Origin of the sequence: Colwellia sp. RE-S-Sl-9, from assembly GCF_048296855.1 — a bacterium.
Classification (GTDB): Bacteria; Pseudomonadota; Gammaproteobacteria; order Enterobacterales; family Alteromonadaceae; genus Pseudocolwellia.
The window spans coordinates 3,211,376-3,231,774 of record NZ_CP182631.1 but is presented as its reverse complement, the minus strand read 5'-3'; the positions used below and the strand labels follow the sequence as shown (position 1 = coordinate 3,231,774).

Annotated in this window: 12 protein-coding genes; 6 read left to right on the top strand and 6 right to left on the bottom strand. The window is 38.2% G+C overall.

Going from position 1 to position 20,399, the window contains the following annotated elements; translation table 11 throughout:
- Window positions 1–16: 16 nt before the first annotated feature.
- The 4 genes from ACM9HF_RS13995 to ACM9HF_RS13980 form a co-directional block, all read right to left on the bottom strand.
- Complete coding sequence (locus tag ACM9HF_RS13995) at window positions 17–1,174, bottom strand: restriction endonuclease subunit S (protein ID WP_473609824.1); 1,158 nt, start codon at window positions 1,172–1,174, stop codon at window positions 17–19.
- Entirely contained in the window at window positions 1,161–2,843 is a 1,683-nt protein-coding gene (locus tag ACM9HF_RS13990; RefSeq protein WP_473609821.1) for a type I restriction-modification system subunit M, read from the bottom strand. Before ACM9HF_RS13990 ends, ACM9HF_RS13995 begins: the two co-directional genes overlap by 14 nt.
- Before the next feature lie 75 nt (window positions 2,844–2,918).
- Complete coding sequence (locus tag ACM9HF_RS13985; RefSeq protein WP_473609816.1) at window positions 2,919–4,193, bottom strand: N-6 DNA methylase; 1,275 nt, start codon at window positions 4,191–4,193, stop codon at window positions 2,919–2,921.
- The gene (locus ACM9HF_RS13980; RefSeq protein ID WP_473609813.1) at window positions 4,193–4,789 is read right to left on the bottom strand and encodes a restriction endonuclease subunit S; all 597 of its coding nucleotides are present in this window, start codon (window positions 4,787–4,789) and stop codon (window positions 4,193–4,195) included. The genes ACM9HF_RS13985 and ACM9HF_RS13980 overlap by 1 nt, the downstream gene beginning before the upstream one ends.
- A 268-nt stretch (window positions 4,790–5,057) precedes the next feature.
- Here ACM9HF_RS13980 and ACM9HF_RS13975 point away from each other — a divergent pair, with 268 nt between their 5' ends.
- From ACM9HF_RS13975 to ACM9HF_RS13960, 4 genes are all read left to right on the top strand, one after another.
- Window positions 5,058–5,189, top strand: a complete 132-nt coding sequence (locus tag ACM9HF_RS13975) for a hypothetical protein (RefSeq protein ID WP_473609810.1) — start codon at window positions 5,058–5,060, stop codon at window positions 5,187–5,189.
- Between the two features lie 52 nt (window positions 5,190–5,241).
- On the top strand, window positions 5,242–5,901 hold the full coding sequence (locus ACM9HF_RS13970) for a hypothetical protein (protein ID WP_473609805.1): 660 nt from the start codon (window positions 5,242–5,244) through the stop codon (window positions 5,899–5,901).
- A 324-nt stretch (window positions 5,902–6,225) separates the two neighbouring features.
- A complete protein-coding gene (locus ACM9HF_RS13965; RefSeq protein WP_473609802.1) occupies window positions 6,226–7,374 on the top strand; it encodes a hypothetical protein in 1,149 nt (382 codons plus the stop codon).
- Window positions 7,375–7,443: 69 nt separating this feature from the next.
- Window positions 7,444–8,262 carry a DUF6933 domain-containing protein gene (locus ACM9HF_RS13960; protein WP_473609798.1) on the top strand — a complete coding sequence of 273 codons (819 nt, stop codon included), beginning with the start codon at window positions 7,444–7,446 and terminating at the stop codon, window positions 8,260–8,262.
- A gap of 124 nt (window positions 8,263–8,386) precedes the next feature.
- Here ACM9HF_RS13960 and ACM9HF_RS13955 read toward each other — a convergent pair whose 3' ends face one another.
- Both ACM9HF_RS13955 and ACM9HF_RS13950 read right to left on the bottom strand, forming a co-directional pair.
- Window positions 8,387–10,330, bottom strand: coding sequence for a CRTAC1 family protein (locus tag ACM9HF_RS13955; protein ID WP_473618310.1), 1,944 nt, complete (start codon window positions 10,328–10,330; stop codon window positions 8,387–8,389).
- Window positions 10,331–10,765: 435 nt separating this feature from the next.
- Window positions 10,766–11,557: a class I SAM-dependent methyltransferase gene (locus tag ACM9HF_RS13950; RefSeq protein ID WP_473609794.1), complete on the bottom strand. Its 792-nt coding sequence runs from the start codon at window positions 11,555–11,557 to the stop codon at window positions 10,766–10,768.
- 802 nt (window positions 11,558–12,359) lie between these two features.
- Here ACM9HF_RS13950 and ACM9HF_RS13945 point away from each other — a divergent pair.
- Both ACM9HF_RS13945 and ACM9HF_RS13940 read left to right on the top strand, forming a co-directional pair.
- A complete protein-coding gene (locus ACM9HF_RS13945) occupies window positions 12,360–12,932 on the top strand; it encodes a PEP-CTERM sorting domain-containing protein (RefSeq protein WP_473609790.1) in 573 nt (190 codons plus the stop codon).
- Window positions 12,933–13,204: 272 nt separating this feature from the next.
- The gene (locus tag ACM9HF_RS13940; protein ID WP_473609787.1) at window positions 13,205–20,326 is read left to right on the top strand and encodes a retention module-containing protein; all 7,122 of its coding nucleotides are present in this window, start codon (window positions 13,205–13,207) and stop codon (window positions 20,324–20,326) included.
- Window positions 20,327–20,399: the final 73 nt, after the last annotated feature.

Sequence of the window (20,399 nt, the reverse complement as noted above, 5' to 3'; positions counted from 1 at the left end):
CAATAGTGGCTTGCCCTTATGCGGCCTTATTCAGGTTGACACGCCATTCACCAGATAACAGCTTTTGCATCAAACCTTTGCTATAAACAGTTAATTCCTCTTTTTGCTTTCTCAGAAGAAATAACGTCTGGTCTACGGTATCTAAAATCGATGCGATTTTTTCTTGCTCTTTAATGCTATTTGGGAAACTAACTTGCTCTTTATGTACAACATTTCTATTTAAAGTCGGAACCCCTGTCCCTGTTCCATGTTTAGCTAGTCCGAATTGTTCTAAAAAGTAGAAGCAAAACTTAGCATCATTCCCGTAAAAGTTTTTTACATAAAGTGATGTATTTAGAGGCCAGAACTCGCCTTTAGAAAAGATAACCTTACCTATGGTGCCAGAACGTCCTGTAATTATTCCTGGCCCTTGGGCCATAGATTCAGAATGTGTTCCAACAACACCATTTGAACCAATAATTTCAACTTTTCCTGCATTTCTTTCTTTAGTGGGTAAGTCATATCCTCTTTTTAATTCTAAAAATTCAATAAGGTTTCCTGTCTTCCAGCATGCAGGCTTTCCTGTTTCTTTACAAAACTCAAGATGAGAAATCCACTCGCCTTGTTCATTCTGAGACCCAACCCCTTCTAAGAATAACTTTTGTGTTAAACCTTTTTTTAGCTTGTGTGTATTCTTAATTTTTCTATCAATTAAATCGACTTTCTGACTAATAGAAGAAAGTATATCAGCAATCTTTTCCTGCTCAGCAATAGATGGAATAAGTACAGACATTTTAGCAATCATGTCGAGGCGAACAGAATCTACAGAACCTTTGGCACTCATGCGCATGACACGGCTGTAAAAATTGTGTCTAAAGTATTCGTAGAAGTAGCGACCTAAAACATTATCTTTAAAGTTATGAATGTTATAAACCCTTTGGTGGTAATGAATTTTACCATTTACGTAATGATAAATTTTTCCTACGCCAACACCATCACCAGAGGTAAGGACTCCTTCCCCATCAAAGGAATAACTGTTAACTCTTTCAATGGTATTTGAACGAACATAAAAAGGGTATTTACCGCCTTCTTCTTTGTCCTGAGTGTCACCGGAGCCTGTTTTTATATCCGCAATGTCTTCAATATTCGCAACAATCCAACCTTCAGGAATATTTTCAATATTATTCCCCAGCATGGCTGCTCTCCTCATTAAAGTTGATTGCAGATAAGTGCTGCTTTAATATTTTGTCTAGCTCAATTATTTCTTCATCGATTAATTGAAGGCTTTTTAATACAGATTTAACATCAATGATCTTTTCTGGTTCAGAGGTGTCAATGTAGCGGCTGATGTTTAAGTTAAAGTCATTTTTTTCAATTTCACCCATTTCAACAATACGAAGATATTTTTTAACTTCAATTTGTTCTAATAGTGTTTGAGTTTGCTCTTGCGTTTGTTCACCTGCTTCAACTAATTGCTCTACGGCCTTGTTGAATCGAGAGGTAATAGTTTTGATGTCTGTATCGCGCAGTTTATTTTGATTTTTACCTTCTTCAAAGCTTTCACTAGCATCGATAAATACCACTTTATCTTTAAGTCCTATAGGTTTATTTTTGTTGATTAAGATTATTGCGGCAGCGATACCTGTGTTGTAAAACAAGCCTGTTGGTAAGCCGATAATACCTTCAATTAAATCACCTTTAAAATCATTAACGCCTTTAAGCATTCCTTTGCGGATTTTACCGTCAGCGCCTTCGCGAAATAACACACCATGCGGTACAACCACCCCCATACGACCATCTTCTTTAAGACTTGAAACCATATGCTGCACAAAAGCAAAATCTGCCTTTTTACGTGGTGCAATACCATAGCTAAAGCGACCATATGGATCTTTTAGCTCTTCATTGTATTTAGGTGGTATATCTTTTACGTTACCGTCTTTATCCGTTTTTGTTTGTTTATTCGCTTCTAATGGCGTCCACCAATCTAGGGCTGAAAATGGCGGATTAGCGATCACTCGGTCAAACGAAAGTATGCTATTGCCGTCTTTGTGTTTTGGATCTACTAAAGTATCGCCACGCTCTAACTTGGCTTTCATGTTATGGAGGAATAGATTCAGTTTACCTATCGCCCAAGTACCGAGGTTTCGCTCTTGTCCGTAAAGCACACAGTTTGGCTTGCCGTATAATGTGCCATTTGGCTTTTCAGCTATGTGACGGGCACTTTCAACCAACATACCGCCACAACCAAATGTTGGGTCATAAATCTCATGACCAGGCTGAGGGTCTATTAGTTTAACAATTAGCTCTACCACACCATGTGGGGTATAGAACTCACCGCCTTTTTTACCTGCATCATCAGCAAACTGAGATATTAGGTATTCATAAGCATCGCCTAACATATCAGCTTTATATAAATTGTTATTGCCTAACTTATGTTTGTTGAAATGTCGTAATAAACGTTGTAGTAAATCGTTGCTTAAGCGCTCTTTATCACCAAATTTAATTGCCGTTAAAACACGCTCTAAGTCAGGGTTTTGTGCTTCAATTTCTGCAAAAGCTTCATCGATACTTTCACCAATGTTTTCAGTCTTTTTAACAATTTTGTCCCAACGGGCATCTACAGGTACAAATTCGTTCGCGTAATCTTCTTCAATAATTGCAATGGCTTCAGCTTCAGTACAATTTTCTTTTTCCATTTCTTGCGCAATACGCTCAAGAAAAACATCGTTTAAGCGTTTTAAAAAGATAAGGCCAAAGATGTAGTTTTTAAAATCTGAACTGTCGATGCTGCCGCGCATAATATCTGCGCTGTCCCATAACCAGGTTTCTAATTTTTCGAGAGTTAATTTTTCATGTTGCGTCATTGTATTGTGTCCTTTTTATTTGGTTCCGTTACTAATTAATGAGAAGCAACATTATAAGTTGCTTATACTACTAACTTATTGAAATTTATTCAGTAACGATGTTAACTTTTGTTGAGACTGCTCAAAGTTTACTTGGCAGCTATTTAATTTTTTCAGCTCTTCAGCCATATCGAATTTTTCAACTTCAATATTCTTATGAATGTATTTAGCGATATTTAATTCGTTATTGTTAACTCTAATTTCAGGTATAAATACTGCTCTGTAGCGTTCATCATCAGCAAGCTTACCTGAGGCTAAATCTGCTATTAACTTTGCATCTTCTTCTGATATCTCGATGTTGTTTCTATTAAGTGTGCCTATCTCACTTGCATCGACAAAAATTACAGGGGAGCCAGCAGGTTTATTCTTATTAAGCACTAATATAACGGGTGAAATTCCGGTGAAATCCAGTATTGATGCTGGTAAGCCAATAATTGCTTCTAATAACTCATTCTCTAATAAGTATTCGCGAACCTTAGCATCGTAACCGCCTCTAAATAAAAGCCCTTGAGGTAACAATATGTACCCTTTACCAGTATCATTAAGGTTACTTAATGCTTGTTGGATCCATAAACTATCACCAGAGTTGGCAGATACTGTATTGCCTGTTGGTACAGTAATAAAAGGTGATTCAGCAAGTCTACGACGATCTTCAGCCCCAAATTTTAGAGCCATTGGTGGCTCCATTACTACTAGATCAAAATGTTGCTTATACCCAAAGCCTGATTCTAAAAGCGAATCACCAGAAACTAGCTCAAAATACTTATCTTCTATGGTTAATAAGCGATAAGCCGTAATCCAAGTGTTTTGGTTTTTTTCTTCTAAGTAGAACTTTCCTGCATTTAAATTTGAAGCAACTCTAGCTAAACCGCAGACTCCGTCATACAGAGACTTGTCACTACAGTCACCCACTAGCGATGTAAAAATTCTTTCCATGTTAAGATTGGATGCAATTCCCACTCCCATTTTTCCTGCATCATTAGTAAAGCCTCTTAATAACTTGGCAAGCAAATTTAAATCAGAAACTTCTGCTATAAACGAAATAGCTACACTGAGCACTCGGGTATCAACTCGATACTGATTTGGAGCAGCACATATTTCTATTGGATGTTTATCTTCTAGAGATCTTCCTGCTTCTATCAACATTTCGAACTGTTTTGCTTGACCTGTATTCACAATTGTTTGAAATAATTCAGGTGCCTCTTTTGCAATAAAAGCAACATGGGAAAATAACTCAATCAGGTGTGTTATATCCATCGAGCCACGGCACTCTTGCATAGCAAGCCATAACTGTTTTTCTAAGTTCTCCATTATGCTGCTCCTTGCATTAGTTGGCTGATACAAGCTGTGGCAACCTTCTTTTGTTGTGCAGCCAAGTCTAGAGTAGATTTATAAGCCTGATTACTTGCATGGAACAACTCTGCGATCTCCTGTTGCTTCTCCAATGTAGGTAATTCAATTTCAAGATTCTTAATACTTGATAGGCTGATGTTTTTTATTGCTGCACCTCTGCTGATGCTATCAAGCAAATTTTGACCTTCCGGGGAGTTAAAGTAGGCTACTAATACTTCTCCAACTAATTTGTCTTTGTTTGGTCTTAATAAAATAAAGTTGGTAGAGACGATAACATTGAGGTTTGCTATTTTAGCCGTAACATAACCTGCTCGGATTGAGTTACCTTTTGAAAGAAGTACAACATCGCCTTCTTCTAATTGAAAACGCTGAATATCTTTGCCCTCTTTGATGGTAACGTTGCTAAGTTGTTGCTCAACAATTTCACCATTTAGGTTTAAAGAGCTTCCTGTTAACAGGTGAATTATATTTTCATCCTGCTGCTCACTCTTTTCAAAAAGAGCATTTGTTGCACCTGTTATTAATTCCTTACATAATAGTTCGATAGTTTTCATTATTACCTCCATTCGTTTTTGCTGTACGATCTGTTTGTTGGGGTGATATTAGACTATTAGCTTAATACTACGCAAGTAGTTTTTGAAATTATTTTATATCGTACTGGCCATACGAATTTATGGCCGTATCTTTTTTGTTTGGTATCCTATTGATTTAAAATGAATAAATAACTTATCACTGGATATCACGTTTTATCATAATAATATCAATTTTATTTTTCTGCTCCTTTCATAAGATTCAATTAGGCAATCAACTAGGAGTAAAATAATGTCTGTTCAAAATAATAATCACAAAGCTAATCAAGGAAATAATAATAAAGGCACTTCAGGAAATAACCCTGCCAATGCTAAAGTACATGGTAATAAAGGTAAGCAAATGAACCCCAACCAGAAAAAGTAACTGGTAATGGAGAAGCAGGTGGTTATTCACCTGCTTCATTTTAAGGATAATTATGGAAGCAACAGCAAATCCCAAAAAGAGTAAGCGGAAATTTAAACAGACCAAGCAGTTAGTAAGGTTGGCGTTAAATGATGGTTGGACTCAAAACGAAATCAGAGATGCTTGTAGGACTCAACAGTCTGTTGTAAGTGCATGGAGTAAAGGAACAAAGCTTGGGACAGAGGAAGCGCTCAAGCCACTTCTTGAAATTTACGGTCATAAATTACGACGAAATTCTTTTCGAGTTTATTGGTGCATTGATCCAGAAACCAAGAAAAAGACTTTCCATAAAGTTGAAGGGAAGGTTGTTATAAACCAAGTATTTTATGATCCTAGAAGATCAGGGTACAAATTAATTAAGAAGATCCCAAAACAAAAACTTGTAGTTCATCATCAAGGTGAAAACAAGTTTAGAATTATTTATCAGAGCCGCCTAGCATTTCAAAATTCCAATTTAGAGTTAGAATCAATGGTTGAAGATGCAATTTGGGGTTCAATCATTTCAAAACAGTATGAATTATCTGAGTTGCTTAATGTTATTGATAACTATGCGGAAAAATCCTTAGCTGAATATCCAAGTGACGCAAACACATTACCATTCATAACCCGACAAGCATTACTAAATCATGGCTTTGCAGTTAATGGGGTTGTTGAATACCCTGCTGTTTGGTAAGTTTAAGAAACCCAAATAGGAAGTTGGCACCTTAACGCCAAAACATGTGGGTAACCACAACCGTTTGAAGCACCAATTTCGGTAAGCCCTGTGAATAGCCAGTTCGCTACCACAGCGCTATTCAAACAATTTGAGGAGCATATCGTTATTGCTTTGAATTAAGCTAGGCCAAAGGTACTGCTGATTAGCCGAATAATAACATGTGATACGGGATAGGGTGGGCAGAAAAGCCAGCCGTCACTTTTGTGGCCGCTGGCCTTTTGTATTAAATACCAATACGACACTAAATAATTAATACAATAATAAGTAAAGTGGATAATTAAGTTGTTAAAAGTACAAGAAGATGAATCTATCCACAGTATTATTTATCGTACTCATATTATTAATGGCGTTTCTGATTTTTCAAATATTATTACAACTAAAGGTGGCTGGGCTTCATTCCCTAAGATTTTAAATAATACTATTCATTTATATAAGCCAATTGAAGATTCAATCATTCTTAATTTACTAAGGGATATTGGACTTGCAAAAATTACAGACAAAACATTCGATGAACCTGTTGCTTACAGAGATGATTTAGAGAGGTTTTTTGGGAAAAACAAGGATAAAAAAAGAAATAGTACAAGTAGCTCATCAATAAAATATTGTCCTAAGTGTATCAAAAAGCATATTCAGGATTTTGGTTATGGGATAATCAATGTTACATGGTCTCATAACTCTTTTTGTCCCATTCACAAAACTGACCTTTACATCGCCAAGCCCACAAACCGTAATGAAGCTATTGTAGCTCTAGGTTACATCTATAGGGGCGTTCACCCTAAAGTTTACGAAGGGCCTAGATATAGAAGCGAATATTTTCATGATTTTAGGAAATATAAGCATGAAAAAAAGTGCGATTATATTGCTCCTTGTTTAACCGACGACCTTAAAGAGTTCATAAAAGCAAATTGGAAAAATTTTCCTAAAGGTCTGTTAGATAAAAATTATGCATCAGAAAGTTACCTCACTGAGCCTTACATGATGAATCAAATCTACGAATCAGCCAAAAAAAGTAAATATAAGAAATTCAGAGATTTCTGGAATAATTTTGCAGAAATTAAACACATATATACTGGAGTTATAAACCGCAAAACAATAACCGAAGAAATATATAAAAGCACTAAAGTAGACTGCCAAAATTGTAAGCATTTACGTTGTTTCTCCAATTTAGCAATTATCCCCACAAGATCTGATGAGCGCTTAACAAAGAGGTGCGAAGTTAATCGATGGATATTGTTGGATTATCTAGAAAAGATGGGCATTTCAAACTATAGCAAGCGTCAGAAGATTATTAACAAAATGTCTTTAAAACAAAAGATGAAAGCTTTATCAGACTTTAAGGGAAAGGACTTTTATAGAAAGTATAAAGTAGCTTTAGAACATGCAAAATTTGCATACGCTGAACCATACTTAAGGTGGCCTAAAGATGACTAGCCCTCTTACGGGCAAACTTTAAGGGAAATATTAGAGGTTGAGGGCTAACTTAATTGTCACTACACAAAAATGTTAATTTTTAATTGCACTAAATCAGCAACTGAGTTTTTTATTCGAACAATCAAAGGTCAAAAATACTCTCCTATTGAACCTGCAACACATAAAACGATAGAGGCATCAATACAGGCACAGCAGCAAGAAATAGAAGTGGGCAGCAACCTTAAAGATTGGCATTGGTTAGTGCATGTAATTACCGTAAAACGTAAAAAAACAATTATTGTAATGGATTATCACTCACGTTTTTCGATGACTTTTACCGGATTAAAAAAAGGCGATGAAATTGCCTTTTTGAATATGTTTGATCATCATTTAGGTTTGCATGTTCAACAACTAATGCAAATGGTTATTGATGATGAAGACTATATTGAAGAGAGCTTAGACCATTATGCCGCGGCTCATTCAGGATGTACTTTTCATCAACGTGGTGACCGATCAGTACAAGCAACCACTAATGATGTTGCTTGGTATTTTGACAATAATGTTGATGAAAACGATTATATTCCACAAGACTACGAGTTAATCAAATTTGATGGTTTTGTTAATCAACTATTAAGAAAAAACAAAAATCAGAAAGATTACTTTTCTCCCCACCATGAGTTTTTACGTAACTGGCTAGTTGACTATTCAGACTGTAGTGATAAAGAAATAACCCAAAAAATCAACCAATTTCAGCAAGACGAATTCGATTTTTATCAACAAGCTTTAAAAAATGACGAATTAGAAACAGAGATTGATACTGAGGAAACAGAGCAATCATTACAGAGTAATTCAAGTAATGTAATAAACCTTGATGCCTTTAGAAAAAACGCAAAACCAGCAAAAGAGTAAGCTTTCTTTAAATATCACTTAATAAAAACTAGCCCTTTCTAGTTAAGGTATTCAATAAATCAAAAAAATGGCGCTAAATTAGCGCCATTTTATACTGTGCAATATAGGTGTTATATCTTTGATATTACTTTGTTTTACCAATAACAATAAGTTGATCGGCTTTAACATTTTCTTTTATGCTTTCAGTACCGTCACGCCATCTTACTTTTATTGATTTAATTTGTTGATTTTTACCTAAACCAAAATGAGCAATATTCAATACACTTTGTGAATGTGATGCGCTAGAAGAACCAATTAATTTAAATTGTTGGCCTGTAGCCGTAGTAATTGTAACTTTAGCTCCTAGTGGGTCTATTCCAGTTTCAGAGTAGCCAATATGAGTAAGAAGATAATGGCTGCTATCGGTTAATGCGATATCATTACGATACATGTGCCATTTTCCATTGTCGTCATCACCACTTAAAATATCGATTTTTCCATCTAAGTTATAGTCAAATGCTGTACCCATATCGCCGTGTGAATCTAAGCCAATTTCGGTTGTAGCGCCATGTTCAATAACGGTTTTAAATCCACCTTTACCGTTGTTTAGTAACATAACATCAGCTACTCGCTCTCTTAACTCACCAAAACGATATACGAAGAAATCTGTATTGCCATCATTATCAAAATCGCCCGGTGTAACTCCCCAGTTGTTACTCAATGCTTCTGGTGGTAGTTGATTAGATAGATTAACTAACTTACCATTATCATTACGTAGTAATACATCAGGAATACCTCTATTTTGTGGTGTCCAGTCTGGAATGTATCCACTTAATCCAGTGATAGAAGAACGAATATCCCACGCTAATTTTTCTGTCAGCATCCACTCTAATCGCCATTTTCCTTCACCTAAGTAACCCAAATACCAACCTGTATCTGTAATTTCTTCAGGGAAACCAGCTCCTTGCTCTTGAGTAATTTTAACCTCTTCAGTAGGTGTTTTAAGTGGTGTTTTATTTTTACCGATAAATACCGGCATAGCGTCCATAATTTTACCGAATGGAAAATGATAGAAGTCTGTTAAGCCGATATCTTTATCTGCTAGTAAAGTAATACCATCATGGCTTTTTGAGCCTTGGTCTCGAAGATCTAAACGACCTTTCTCTTCATTAAAAGAAATACTGTTATCCGCAATAGTGTAGTATAACTTGCCTCTAGCTAAGTAATAATCGAGATCGCCATCATTATCAATATCGGCTTGTGCAACAGAAATAACTCCAGGGTAATTATTTGAATCTGCTGGAAACATATCGTCTGTCGCATTAGTGAAGCTAAAATCGCCATTACCTATTAATAATACCGATTTAGCATAACTATTGAAGGCGAAGAGATCAGGGATGTTATCATTGTTAAAATCGGTAATTAATACGCGTTCTGAATCTATTTCTTCAAATGATGGGCTTGGTACATAAGTAAATGTGCCGTCTCCGTTGTTTGCAAAAATGATGTTTCTAGGTAATTCTTCATTGATCATTTTTTCTGCATTTTGCTGAAGAAAGTCTAAGTCACCATCGTTATCTAAATCTACCCAGCGCACCGATCGACCACGGGCTCCCATTTCAGAGATTCCTGCCTCAACCGTTACATCAACAAATTTTCCGTTGTCATTTCTCAGTAATCTTTGTGGTGATGGTTTTAAGCCATTACCGCCACCAACAGATAATAAAATATCGTTATCGCCATCTTGGTCGTAATCGCCAGAAGCGATCCCATGTAAGTCTACCTTAGGAAAAATATCTGGATTTTTTGCATAGGTGCCATCTGCGTTTGATAAGTATAACTGTACAGGTGTAGCGTTATGATTAGTTAATAAAAAGTCATAATACCCATCATTATTAATATCTGATATTGATGGTCCACCATATTTCCAACGAGCTTCTGTGATCAAACCAATTTGCTGTGACACATCAGTAAAACTAGGCGTTTTTTGCTCAATTGGAGCTGCCGCTGCTTCTATTTCTTTGTTATCACCACAACCAATCTGGCTGAGACATACACCACCTAATAAGGTAGCTTTTAGTAACGTCATTTTCATATACATTCACCTAATTTAAAATTCACAAAACAAAAAACGACATATAAATCTTCCGTTTAGTGTTAGATCGATTACTCTGTTTAGCCAAGTATCAACGGACAAAGGATTAATTTAAGAAAAAAGTTACTTCATCAATCCCTAAAATTCTTATCTAGTCGATAATACACGATACAAGCTACATTGTTAACAATTAACTTTACTGGTGATTTTTGGGTTCTATATATAATCTTGCTAGTTTGAAGGATCGGGACTTAAGTTTTTATAGAGTCATAAAAAATGGAGCATAATTGATAAAAATAATTCATATTTTACTTACAATTAAACCAAGGTAATCGTAAACGTACAATGATAAAAACGCCTTAATATAAAAATAATTAAGGCGTATGAAATTGATTAACAGCCTCTGTTCAAGTTAACACTGTAGAGTTTTTATTCTTTCAATTTTTTAAATTTATAAACAAATCGATCTGTTTTTCCTCTTGTACTAGGTGCGAATACACTGGTATTTAAATCATCATGGCTATTACGTAAGTAGAAAGCTTCTTCTACTAATTCAAAGCCTGCTTCTTGCATTTGATACTTAACAATATTTGGATCAATTCTATGAATGTCGTTTGGTGCATTAAATCCAGAGCCTGCTAGCGCAACATGATCAATAATCACGATTTGTCCGTCATCTTTCAAGATACGCTTTATATTGGCTAACGCCTTTTTATGATCTACTACCTGCTCTCTAACTTGTATAACTTTTCCATCATTAATACGGTGTGTAAAAAACATGTCATGATAATTTAATGCAGTAAAAACAAGATCTACGGATTTATCTGCCATTGCCATATCGGCAATTTCAATTTTGTCTAAACGTGTTACATTTTCAAGCCTGTTGTTTTTAGTACGTTCGGTTAAACCTTTTTTAGCAAACTGCCAAATAACATTATCATTCTGAGCATAAACTTTGCCATTAGGTCCTACAGCCATAGAGAACAATTCGGTATACCATCCACCACCTGCAAATAAATCGATAACTACATCGCCTTTTGCAATATCAGTGAAATGTATAATTTTTGCTGGCTTTCTAATCGGATCTTTTTCTAAATCTTCTGTTGGCCTATTTTTATTGGATAGTAGTTCATTTATTTGAATGTTATTTAATCTATCAAACGCGAATGCTGAACTAAACGTAGAGCTTAATAAAAGTATGCTTAGCAATTTTTTATACATTAACATCATCATTTCCAGTAACTATTAAGTTGAATGACTAGTAAATCATTTTTTTATTTAAATGTAGTTAAATTATATATTTCAAAATGTTTCATTCTATACCCGTAACCATTCAAGATGCAGGTTTCAGTGGGAACTAAAAACAATTTAGGCACAGATTTTACGTTCCAAACAAAATCTAAGGTCTACATCCATGTATGCAAGGCATTAAGTTTACGTCATGGTTATTCTCGGTAACTGCTCCTGCGTTACCCTAATGTCCTACATCCATGTAGGAACCTGACTAAAGTTAATAACGAAGTATAAATTGTTTTTAGACCCATCGAAGAAGCGCTTGATTGGCTACGGGTATATATCGCTCTCTTGTTGTAAGTTTACCTTTACATTGGTTTTAATGCCTTTTTATCAAAAAATTTTGGGAAAAATCACGACAATCAGTACTTCAACAATAAGCTATATAATCTTAATTCTGGTTATCTATTTTCTCGAGCGGTCATATTTATCCTTCTATAGATAGATACCCGTTACCACTCAAGGTGCGAGTTTCAGGACGCCAGAGCAGAGCATGGTTAAGACAGGCTTTTGATTAACAATACAAAAAAAGCCCATTGCATTAACTTAATCTTAACGACTTATTAAAATGGAACGTCAACTATTTTTACAGCAACAATTTGACTCAATAGATGAAAAGCTCATATATCATTGTTAATAAAAGCTTTTATTTTTATGGCTTATTTTATGCTAGTATACATTTAGTTGTTGGAATATTTTTTCCATAAAATTTGAGAAAGTGAGAAGTAACATGATTTCTAAATTATTAAGCATAGCGTTGACTATTGTTGTTTTATTTTCCGCAAGTAACGTACATGCAAATTTAATATCAGGAGAAGTTTATTTAGACGGAGCTGGTGAACGTTGGGAATACGTAAATCTTTTTGATTTAGTGGGTAACAATAACCCAAAAGGTGAAGAGTCTCCTCATTGGAGCGATGCTGACCCTGTGAATGGATTAGAGGCAGCAGTTTACTTTTTAGGTGGTAATACTAGTGATTATGCTTTAGCAGCCTTTGCATTATCTTTTGATATATCAACAATAAGTGCAGGTGCAAATATTGTAAACCATTTAGCTTGGTATGATGGAAACCTAAATGCGGTATCAAGACTTGCTGAAAATGTTACAGCCGATGCTAATGGCGACAATAAATACGATAGCAATGCAGATGTTTCTGTTTGGGTTGATGATCGCGCTCTGAGTGGTGATTATATTAATTACATTTTCAAAAAGGTAGCTAATGTTCCAGAACCTTCAACATTAATTATTTTTGCAATTGCATTGTGTGGCTTAAGCGCTCGACGCTTTAAAGCTCGTATCTGAAAATAGTACTATATTTAATTCTATTTAAAGGCGATATTTTAAAATATCGCCTTTTTTATTTTCCTCTTAATATTAAAACTCCTTACTAAATAATGACAAACATGGATTATCTAGATGAGTCCTCCATATACTGTTATAGTCATCTATAATAAGTATTTACTGCGTGAATAAATTGCACATCAATTGATAGAAAAATAATGTTCGTTCGCCACTGCAAGTGTAAAAAATCACCATTTAACAACTAATTAAATAAATTATTCGGGATGTAGTTCATGAACAATTTTGTAGCCTCAAAAAATGCAAAAATAACTGATATCAAAGGAATCGTTCACATCGATTCAGGTACAGATATTCCGTTGAATGTTGGTGATAACATAACTGCAGGTACCGAAATTGTTTTTTCAGAAAATAGTGAGATAACCCTTACTTTCAATGACGGAAGTCAACAGCGTGTTTCAAGCGATACTCTCAGTATTGAAAATATCGAAGGTGATATTAACAGTGCTGAAGGTAATGAGACACCAGATACCAATTCACAAAATGCTGTACTCGATGATATTAATGCCATTCAGGAACTCATTGAGTCAGGCGACGATGTTGAACTTCCAGATACTGCCGCTGGAGATATTCTTAACAATAGTGGTGGCAGTTTTACTACATTAACAAGAAATGCAGAAGAAACAATCGCCCAAGCTGGTTATGACACAATCGAGTTAACCAATGATTTTATAATCCCTGACGTTCAGAATACCGAAATTAACGCTCCTGTAATACCTACATCATCGGCTTCTGAATTATCAGACGGTGATGAAACCCTCAGTGTGCCAGAAGACGGTTCGCTTTCAGGCAATCTATTAACCAATGCAGCAAGCACTGATGGTTCGCCGGTTATTACTGAATTTACGGTAGATGGTAATACCTTTATCGTCGACCCACTAGGTACAACTACAACGTTAGCGGAAGGTGAATTAACCATTAATCCTAATGGCACTTTCACGTTTGTACCGACAGCCGATTACAACGGTCCGGTGCCTGAAGTGGTTTATACCATTTCCGATGGTGTGAATACTGATACGTCTACCTTAAATATCGACGTAACACCTGAGTCTGACTTAACCGATGGCGATGAAACACTCAGTGTGCCAGAAGACGGCACGTTAAACGGTAACTTGCTTACCAATGCAGCAAGCACTGACGGTACACCGGTTATTACTGAATTTACGGTGGGCGGCAATACGTTCACCGTCGATCCATTGGGTACAACTACAAGGTTAGCGGAAGGTGAATTAACCATTAATCCTAACGGAACGTTTACGTTTGTACCTACAGCTGATTACAACGGTCCGGTGCCTGAAGTGGTTTATACCATTTCCGATGGGATCAATACCGATACGTCTACCTTGAATATTGACGTAACGCCTGAATCGGATCTCACAGACGGCGATGAAACACTCAGTGTGCCAGAAGATGGTTCGCTTTCAGGCAATCTATTAACCAATGCAGCAAGCACTGATGGCACGCCGGTTATTACTGAATTTACGGTGGGCGGCAATACCTTTACCGTAGATCCACTAGGTACAACTACAACGTTAGCGGAAGGTGAATTAACCATTAATCCTAACGGAACGTTTACGTTTGTACCGACAGCCGATTACAACGGTCCTGTTCCTGAAGTGCTTTATACGATTTCCGATGGTGTGAATACCGATACGTCAACCTTGAATATTGACGTAACACCTGAGTCGCCTACCTCTGAATTAACAGATGGCAACGAAACACTCAGTGTGCCAGAAGACGGCACGTTAAACGGTAACTTACTTACCAATGCCGCAAGCACTGACGGTACACCGGTTATTACTGAATTTACCGTCGGTGGCAATACATTTACCGTCGATCCACTAGGTACAACTACAACGTTAGCGGAAGGTGAATTAACCATTGATCCTAACGGAACGTTTACCTTTGTGCCAACAGCAGATTACAACGGTCCTGTTCCTGAAGTGCTTTATACGATTTCCGATGGTGTGAATACCGATACGTCAACCTTGAATATTGACGTAACACCTGAGTCAGATCTCACCGATGGTGATGAAACACTCAGTGTTCCAGAAGATGGTTCGCTTTCAGGCAATCTATTAACCAATGCAGCAAGTACTGATGGCACGCCGGTTATTACTGAATTTACGGCAGGCGGCAATACGTTCACCGTCGATCCGCTAGGTACAACGGCTACATTAGCAGAAGGTGAATTAACCATTAATCCTAACGGAACGTTTACCTTTGTACCGACAGCCGATTACAACGGACCTGTGCCTGAAGTGGTTTATACGATTTCCGATGGTGTGAATACCGATACATCAACACTCAATATTGACGTAACACCTGAGTCAGATCTCACCGATGGTGATGAAACACTCAGTGTGCCAGAAGACGGCACGTTAAACGGTAACTTACTTACCAATGCCGCAAGTACTGACGGTACACCAACAATCACGGAATTCACCGTGGGTGGTAATACCTTTACCGTCGATCCACTAGGTACAACCGCAACGTTAGCGGAAGGTGAATTAACCATTAATCCTAACGGAACGTTTACCTTTGTACCAACAGCCGATTACAACGGTCCGGTGCCTGAAGTGGTTTATACCATTTCAGATGGTGTGAATACCGATACGTCAACCTTGAATATTGACGTAACACCTGAGTCGCCTACCTCTGAATTAACAGATGGCAACGAAACACTCAGTGTGCCAGAAGATGGTTCGCTTTCAGGCAATCTATTAACCAATGCAGCAAGCACTGATGGCACGCCGGTTATTACTGAATTTACGGTGGGTGGCAATACATTTACCGTCGATCCATTGGGCACAACAGCGACTCTTACTGAAGGCGAGTTAACCATTCACCCAAATGGAACGTTTACGTTTGTACCAACAGCAGATTACAACGGTCCCGTACCGGAAGTGGTTTATACGATTTCCGATGGTGTGAATACCGATACGTCTACCTTGAATATCGACGTAACGCCTGAATCGGATCTCACCGATGACAATGAAATCCTCAGTGTGCCAGAAGACGGCACGTTAAACGGTAACTTGCTTACCAATGCCGCAAGTACTGATGGCACGCCAGTTATTACTGAATTTACGGTGGGTGGCAATACCTTTACCGTCGATCCACTAGGCACAGCAGCTACCCTTACTGAAGGTGAATTAACCATTCACCCAAATGGCACTTTCACGTTTGTGCCAACCGCTGATTACAACGGTCCGGTTCCTGAAGTGATTTATACCATTTCCGATGGTGTGAATACCGATACGTCTACCTTGAATATTGACGTAACGCCTGAATCGGATCTCACCGATGACAATGAAACACTCAGTGTGCCAGAAGACGGCACGTTAAACGGTAACTTGCTTACCAATGCAGCAAGCACCGACGGCACGCCGGTTATTACTGAATTTACGGTAGGCGGCAATACCTTTACGGTAGATCCATTGGGTACCACTGCTACATTAGCGGAAGGTGAGTTAACCATTCACCCAAATGGAACGTTTACGTTTGTACCGACAGCTGATTACAACGGACCTGTTCCTGAAGTGGTTTATACGATTTCCGATGGGGTCAATACCGATACGTCTACCTTGAATATTGACGTAACACCGGAATCTGATTTAACGGATGATAATGAAACATTAACGATCGGTGAAGATAATACGCTCAACGGTAACTTGCTCACAAACGCTTCAAGCACCGACGGTACACCAGTTATTACGGAATTTACGGTGGGCGGCAATACCTTTACGGTAGATCCACTAGGTACAACTACAAGGTTAGCGGAAGGTGAATTAACCATTAATCCAAATGGCACCTTCACCTTTGTGCCAACCGCTGATTACAACGGTCCGGTGCCTGAAGTGGTTTATACCATTTCAGATGGTGTGAATACCGATACATCTACCTTAAATATCGACGTAACACCTGAGTCAGATCTCACCGACGACAATGAAGTATTAACCACCGCTGAAGATACAGATCTTTCAGGTAACTTGCTTACCAATGCCGCAAGCACTGATGGCACACCAGTTATTACGGAATTTACGGTAGGCGGCAATACCTTTACGGTAGATCCGCTAGGTACCACCACGGCTCTTACTGAAGGTGAATTAACCATTCACCCAAATGGAACGTTTACGTTTGTGCCGACCGCTGATTACAACGGTCCGGTTCCTGAAGTGATTTATACCATTTCCGATGGTGTGAATACCGATACGTCTACCTTGAATATTGACGTAACGCCTGAATCGGATCTCACCGATGACAATGAAACACTCAGTGTGCCAGAAGACGGCACGTTAAACGGTAACTTGCTTACCAATACAGCAAGCACCGACGGCACGCCGGTTATTACTGAATTTACGGTAGGCGGCAATACCTTTACTGTAGATCCATTGGGTACCACTGCTACATTAGCGGAAGGTGAGTTAACCATTCACCCAAATGGAACGTTTACGTTTGTACCGACAGCTGATTACAACGGACCTGTTCCTGAAGTGGTTTATACGATTTCCGATGGGGTCAATACCGATACGTCTACCTTGAATATTGACGTAACACCGGAATCTGATTTAACGGATGATAATGAAACATTAACGATCGGTGAAGATAATACGCTCAACGGTAACTTGCTCACAAACGCTTCAAGCACCGACGGTACACCAGTTATTACGGAATTTACGGTGGGCGGCAATACCTTTACGGTAGATCCACTAGGTACAACTACAAGGTTAGCGGAAGGTGAATTAACCATTAATCCAAATGGCACCTTCACCTTTGTGCCAACCGCTGATTACAACGGTCCGGTGCCTGAAGTGGTTTATACCATTTCAGATGGGGTCAATACCGATACATCTACCTTAAATATCGACGTAACACCTGAGTCAGATCTCACCGACGACAATGAAGTATTAACCACCGCTGAAGACACAGATCTTTCAGGTAACTTGCTCACCAATGCCGCAAGTACTGACGGTACACCAACAATCACGGAATTTACCGTCGGTGGCAATACCTTTACCGTCGATCCGCTAGGTACAACTACAAGGTTAGCGGAAGGTGAATTAACCATTAATCCAAATGGCACCTTCACCTTTGTGCCAACCGCTGATTACAACGGTCCGGTGCCTGAAGTGGTTTATACCATTTCAGATGGTGTGAATACTGATACATCTACCTTAAATATCGACGTAACACCTGAGTCAGATCTCACCGACGACAATGAAGTATTAACCACCGCTGAAGATACAGATCTTTCAGGTAACTTGCTTACCAATGCCGCAAGCACTGATGGCACACCAGTTATTACGGAATTTACGGTAGGCGGCAATACCTTTACGGTAGATCCGCTAGGTACCACCACGGCTCTTACTGAAGGTGAATTAACCATTCACCCAAATGGAACGTTTACGTTTGTGCCGACCGCTGATTACAACGGTCCGGTTCCTGAAGTGATTTATACCATTTCCGATGGTGTGAATACCGATACGTCTACCTTGAATATTGACGTAACGCCTGAATCGGATCTCACCGATGACAATGAAACACTCAGTGTGCCAGAAGACGGCACGTTAAACGGTAACTTGCTTACCAATACAGCAAGCACCGACGGCACGCCGGTTATTACTGAATTTACGGTAGGCGGCAATACCTTTACTGTAGATCCATTGGGTACCACTGCTACATTAGCGGAAGGTGAGTTAACCATTCACCCAAATGGAACGTTTACGTTTGTACCGACAGCTGATTACAACGGACCTGTTCCTGAAGTGGTTTATACGATTTCCGATGGGGTCAATACCGATACGTCTACCTTGAATATTGACGTAACACCGGAATCTGATTTAACGGATGATAATGAAACATTAACGATCGGTGAAGATAATACGCTCAACGGTAACTTGCTCACAAACGCTTCAAGCACCGACGGCACACCAGTTATTACGGAATTTACGGTGGGCGGCAATACCTTTACGGTAGATCCACTAGGTACAACTACAAGGTTAGCGGAAGGTGAATTAACCATTAATCCAAATGGCACCTTCACCTTTGTGCCAACCGCTGATTACAACGGTCCGGTGCCTGAAGTGGTTTATACCATTTCAGATGGTGTGAATACTGATACGTCTACCTTAAATATCGACGTAACGCCATCAGTAAACATTCCTCCTACTGCCGAAAACGACAGCTTTACGGTTCATGAAGGTGAAATGGTTTCTGGCAATGTAATCACACACAATGATGGCGATGGCAAAGTTGATTCCGACGGTGGTGATGGAGCGGCATTATCAGTAACACAAGTTAATGGTAATAATTTAATATTTGATCCCGCTGATGGCTATGCAACCATAGCCATTCAGGATGGAATTTTACGTATTAACGCACAAGGTAACTTTACCTACCAAAATAGCGGATTTACAGGTGGTACCGTAATACACCCAAGTTTTGATTATACGCTCAGTGATGGTACTGACACCGACACAGCAACAGTGAGCATTGAAGTTTCTCATACTGCCCCTACTGCAAACGCGGACAATAATTTTATTACATTAATGGAAAATGATAGTGGAACAGCTGCAGTAAGCAGAGTAAAAGGAAATTTAATAGCAAGAGGAAGTTCAGGTGACGTTAACGACACCTCACCTGATGGCATAATAACGCTAACTCACGTAAGTTATAACGGTACAGATTATATATTTAACTCCCTTAATACATCTTTTGAGATTGTTGCTGAATACGGCACATTTACTGTTAAAGATAGTGGTGCTTACACTTACACAAGTAAAAGCGGTATGTTACTCCCCGCAAATGACGTTAGTGATGTTATTAGTTATACCATTCAAGATGGTGATACCGTTAAGCCTGATTCAGATACAACAACACTAACTATTCATATCGATGTACCTGATCCTGTACCTACGCCAGCACCTAGCCCTTTATTGATAAATAACATCAACGATATTGCAGGAGCTTCTTTTAGTAAATCGGCCACTATCGATACATCCAACTTACAAAAAGTCAGTGCTATCGATACACTCAATACACAAGAAGAAACAGCGGCTCCTACGAACGAACTTGATTTAAGTGATTTAATCAGTGATGGAAGTTCAAACAGCATCGATCAATTTTTACAATTTGCTAATGAAGATGAAGAAATAACGACAGAACCAACTCCAGTAGATGAACAAATTGAATCCATAGAACAAGTAGTACTAGAAAAAACCGAACACCAAAGTATAACTAATGGCCTATTAGTTGATGGGGCTGTTATCATCAGCGATAACACAGCCCCAACAACAATTCCGCTTGCAGATCTAGATTCAAGTGATATTTTATAGTTAAATTACAGCTACTCACATTATGTAATTACCATTAAAATCAGCAATAGGGAATGTATTTACCCTATTGCTG

Excerpts from the sequence above, each read along its gene's own strand:
- ACM9HF_RS13985 (WP_473609816.1), bottom strand. The coding sequence starts at position 4,193 with ATGGAGAACTTAGAAAAACAGTTATGGCTTGCTATGCAAGAGTGCCGT.
- ACM9HF_RS13995 (WP_473609824.1), bottom strand. The coding sequence starts at position 1,174 with ATGCTGGGGAATAATATTGAAAATATTCCTGAAGGTTGGATTGTTGCG.
- ACM9HF_RS13940 (WP_473609787.1), top strand. The coding sequence starts at position 13,205 with ATGAACAATTTTGTAGCCTCAAAAAATGCAAAAATAACTGATATCAAA.
- ACM9HF_RS13980 (WP_473609813.1), bottom strand. The coding sequence starts at position 4,789 with ATGAAAACTATCGAACTATTATGTAAGGAATTAATAACAGGTGCAACA.
- ACM9HF_RS13955 (WP_473618310.1), bottom strand. The coding sequence starts at position 10,330 with ATGACGTTACTAAAAGCTACCTTATTAGGTGGTGTATGTCTCAGCCAG.
- ACM9HF_RS13945 (WP_473609790.1), top strand. The coding sequence starts at position 12,360 with ATGATTTCTAAATTATTAAGCATAGCGTTGACTATTGTTGTTTTATTT.
- ACM9HF_RS13990 (WP_473609821.1), bottom strand. The coding sequence starts at position 2,843 with ATGACGCAACATGAAAAATTAACTCTCGAAAAATTAGAAACCTGGTTA.
- ACM9HF_RS13960 (WP_473609798.1), top strand. The coding sequence starts at position 7,444 with ATGTTAATTTTTAATTGCACTAAATCAGCAACTGAGTTTTTTATTCGA.
- ACM9HF_RS13975 (WP_473609810.1), top strand. The coding sequence starts at position 5,058 with ATGTCTGTTCAAAATAATAATCACAAAGCTAATCAAGGAAATAATAAT.
- ACM9HF_RS13950 (WP_473609794.1), bottom strand. The coding sequence starts at position 11,557 with ATGTATAAAAAATTGCTAAGCATACTTTTATTAAGCTCTACGTTTAGT.
- ACM9HF_RS13970 (WP_473609805.1), top strand. The coding sequence starts at position 5,242 with ATGGAAGCAACAGCAAATCCCAAAAAGAGTAAGCGGAAATTTAAACAG.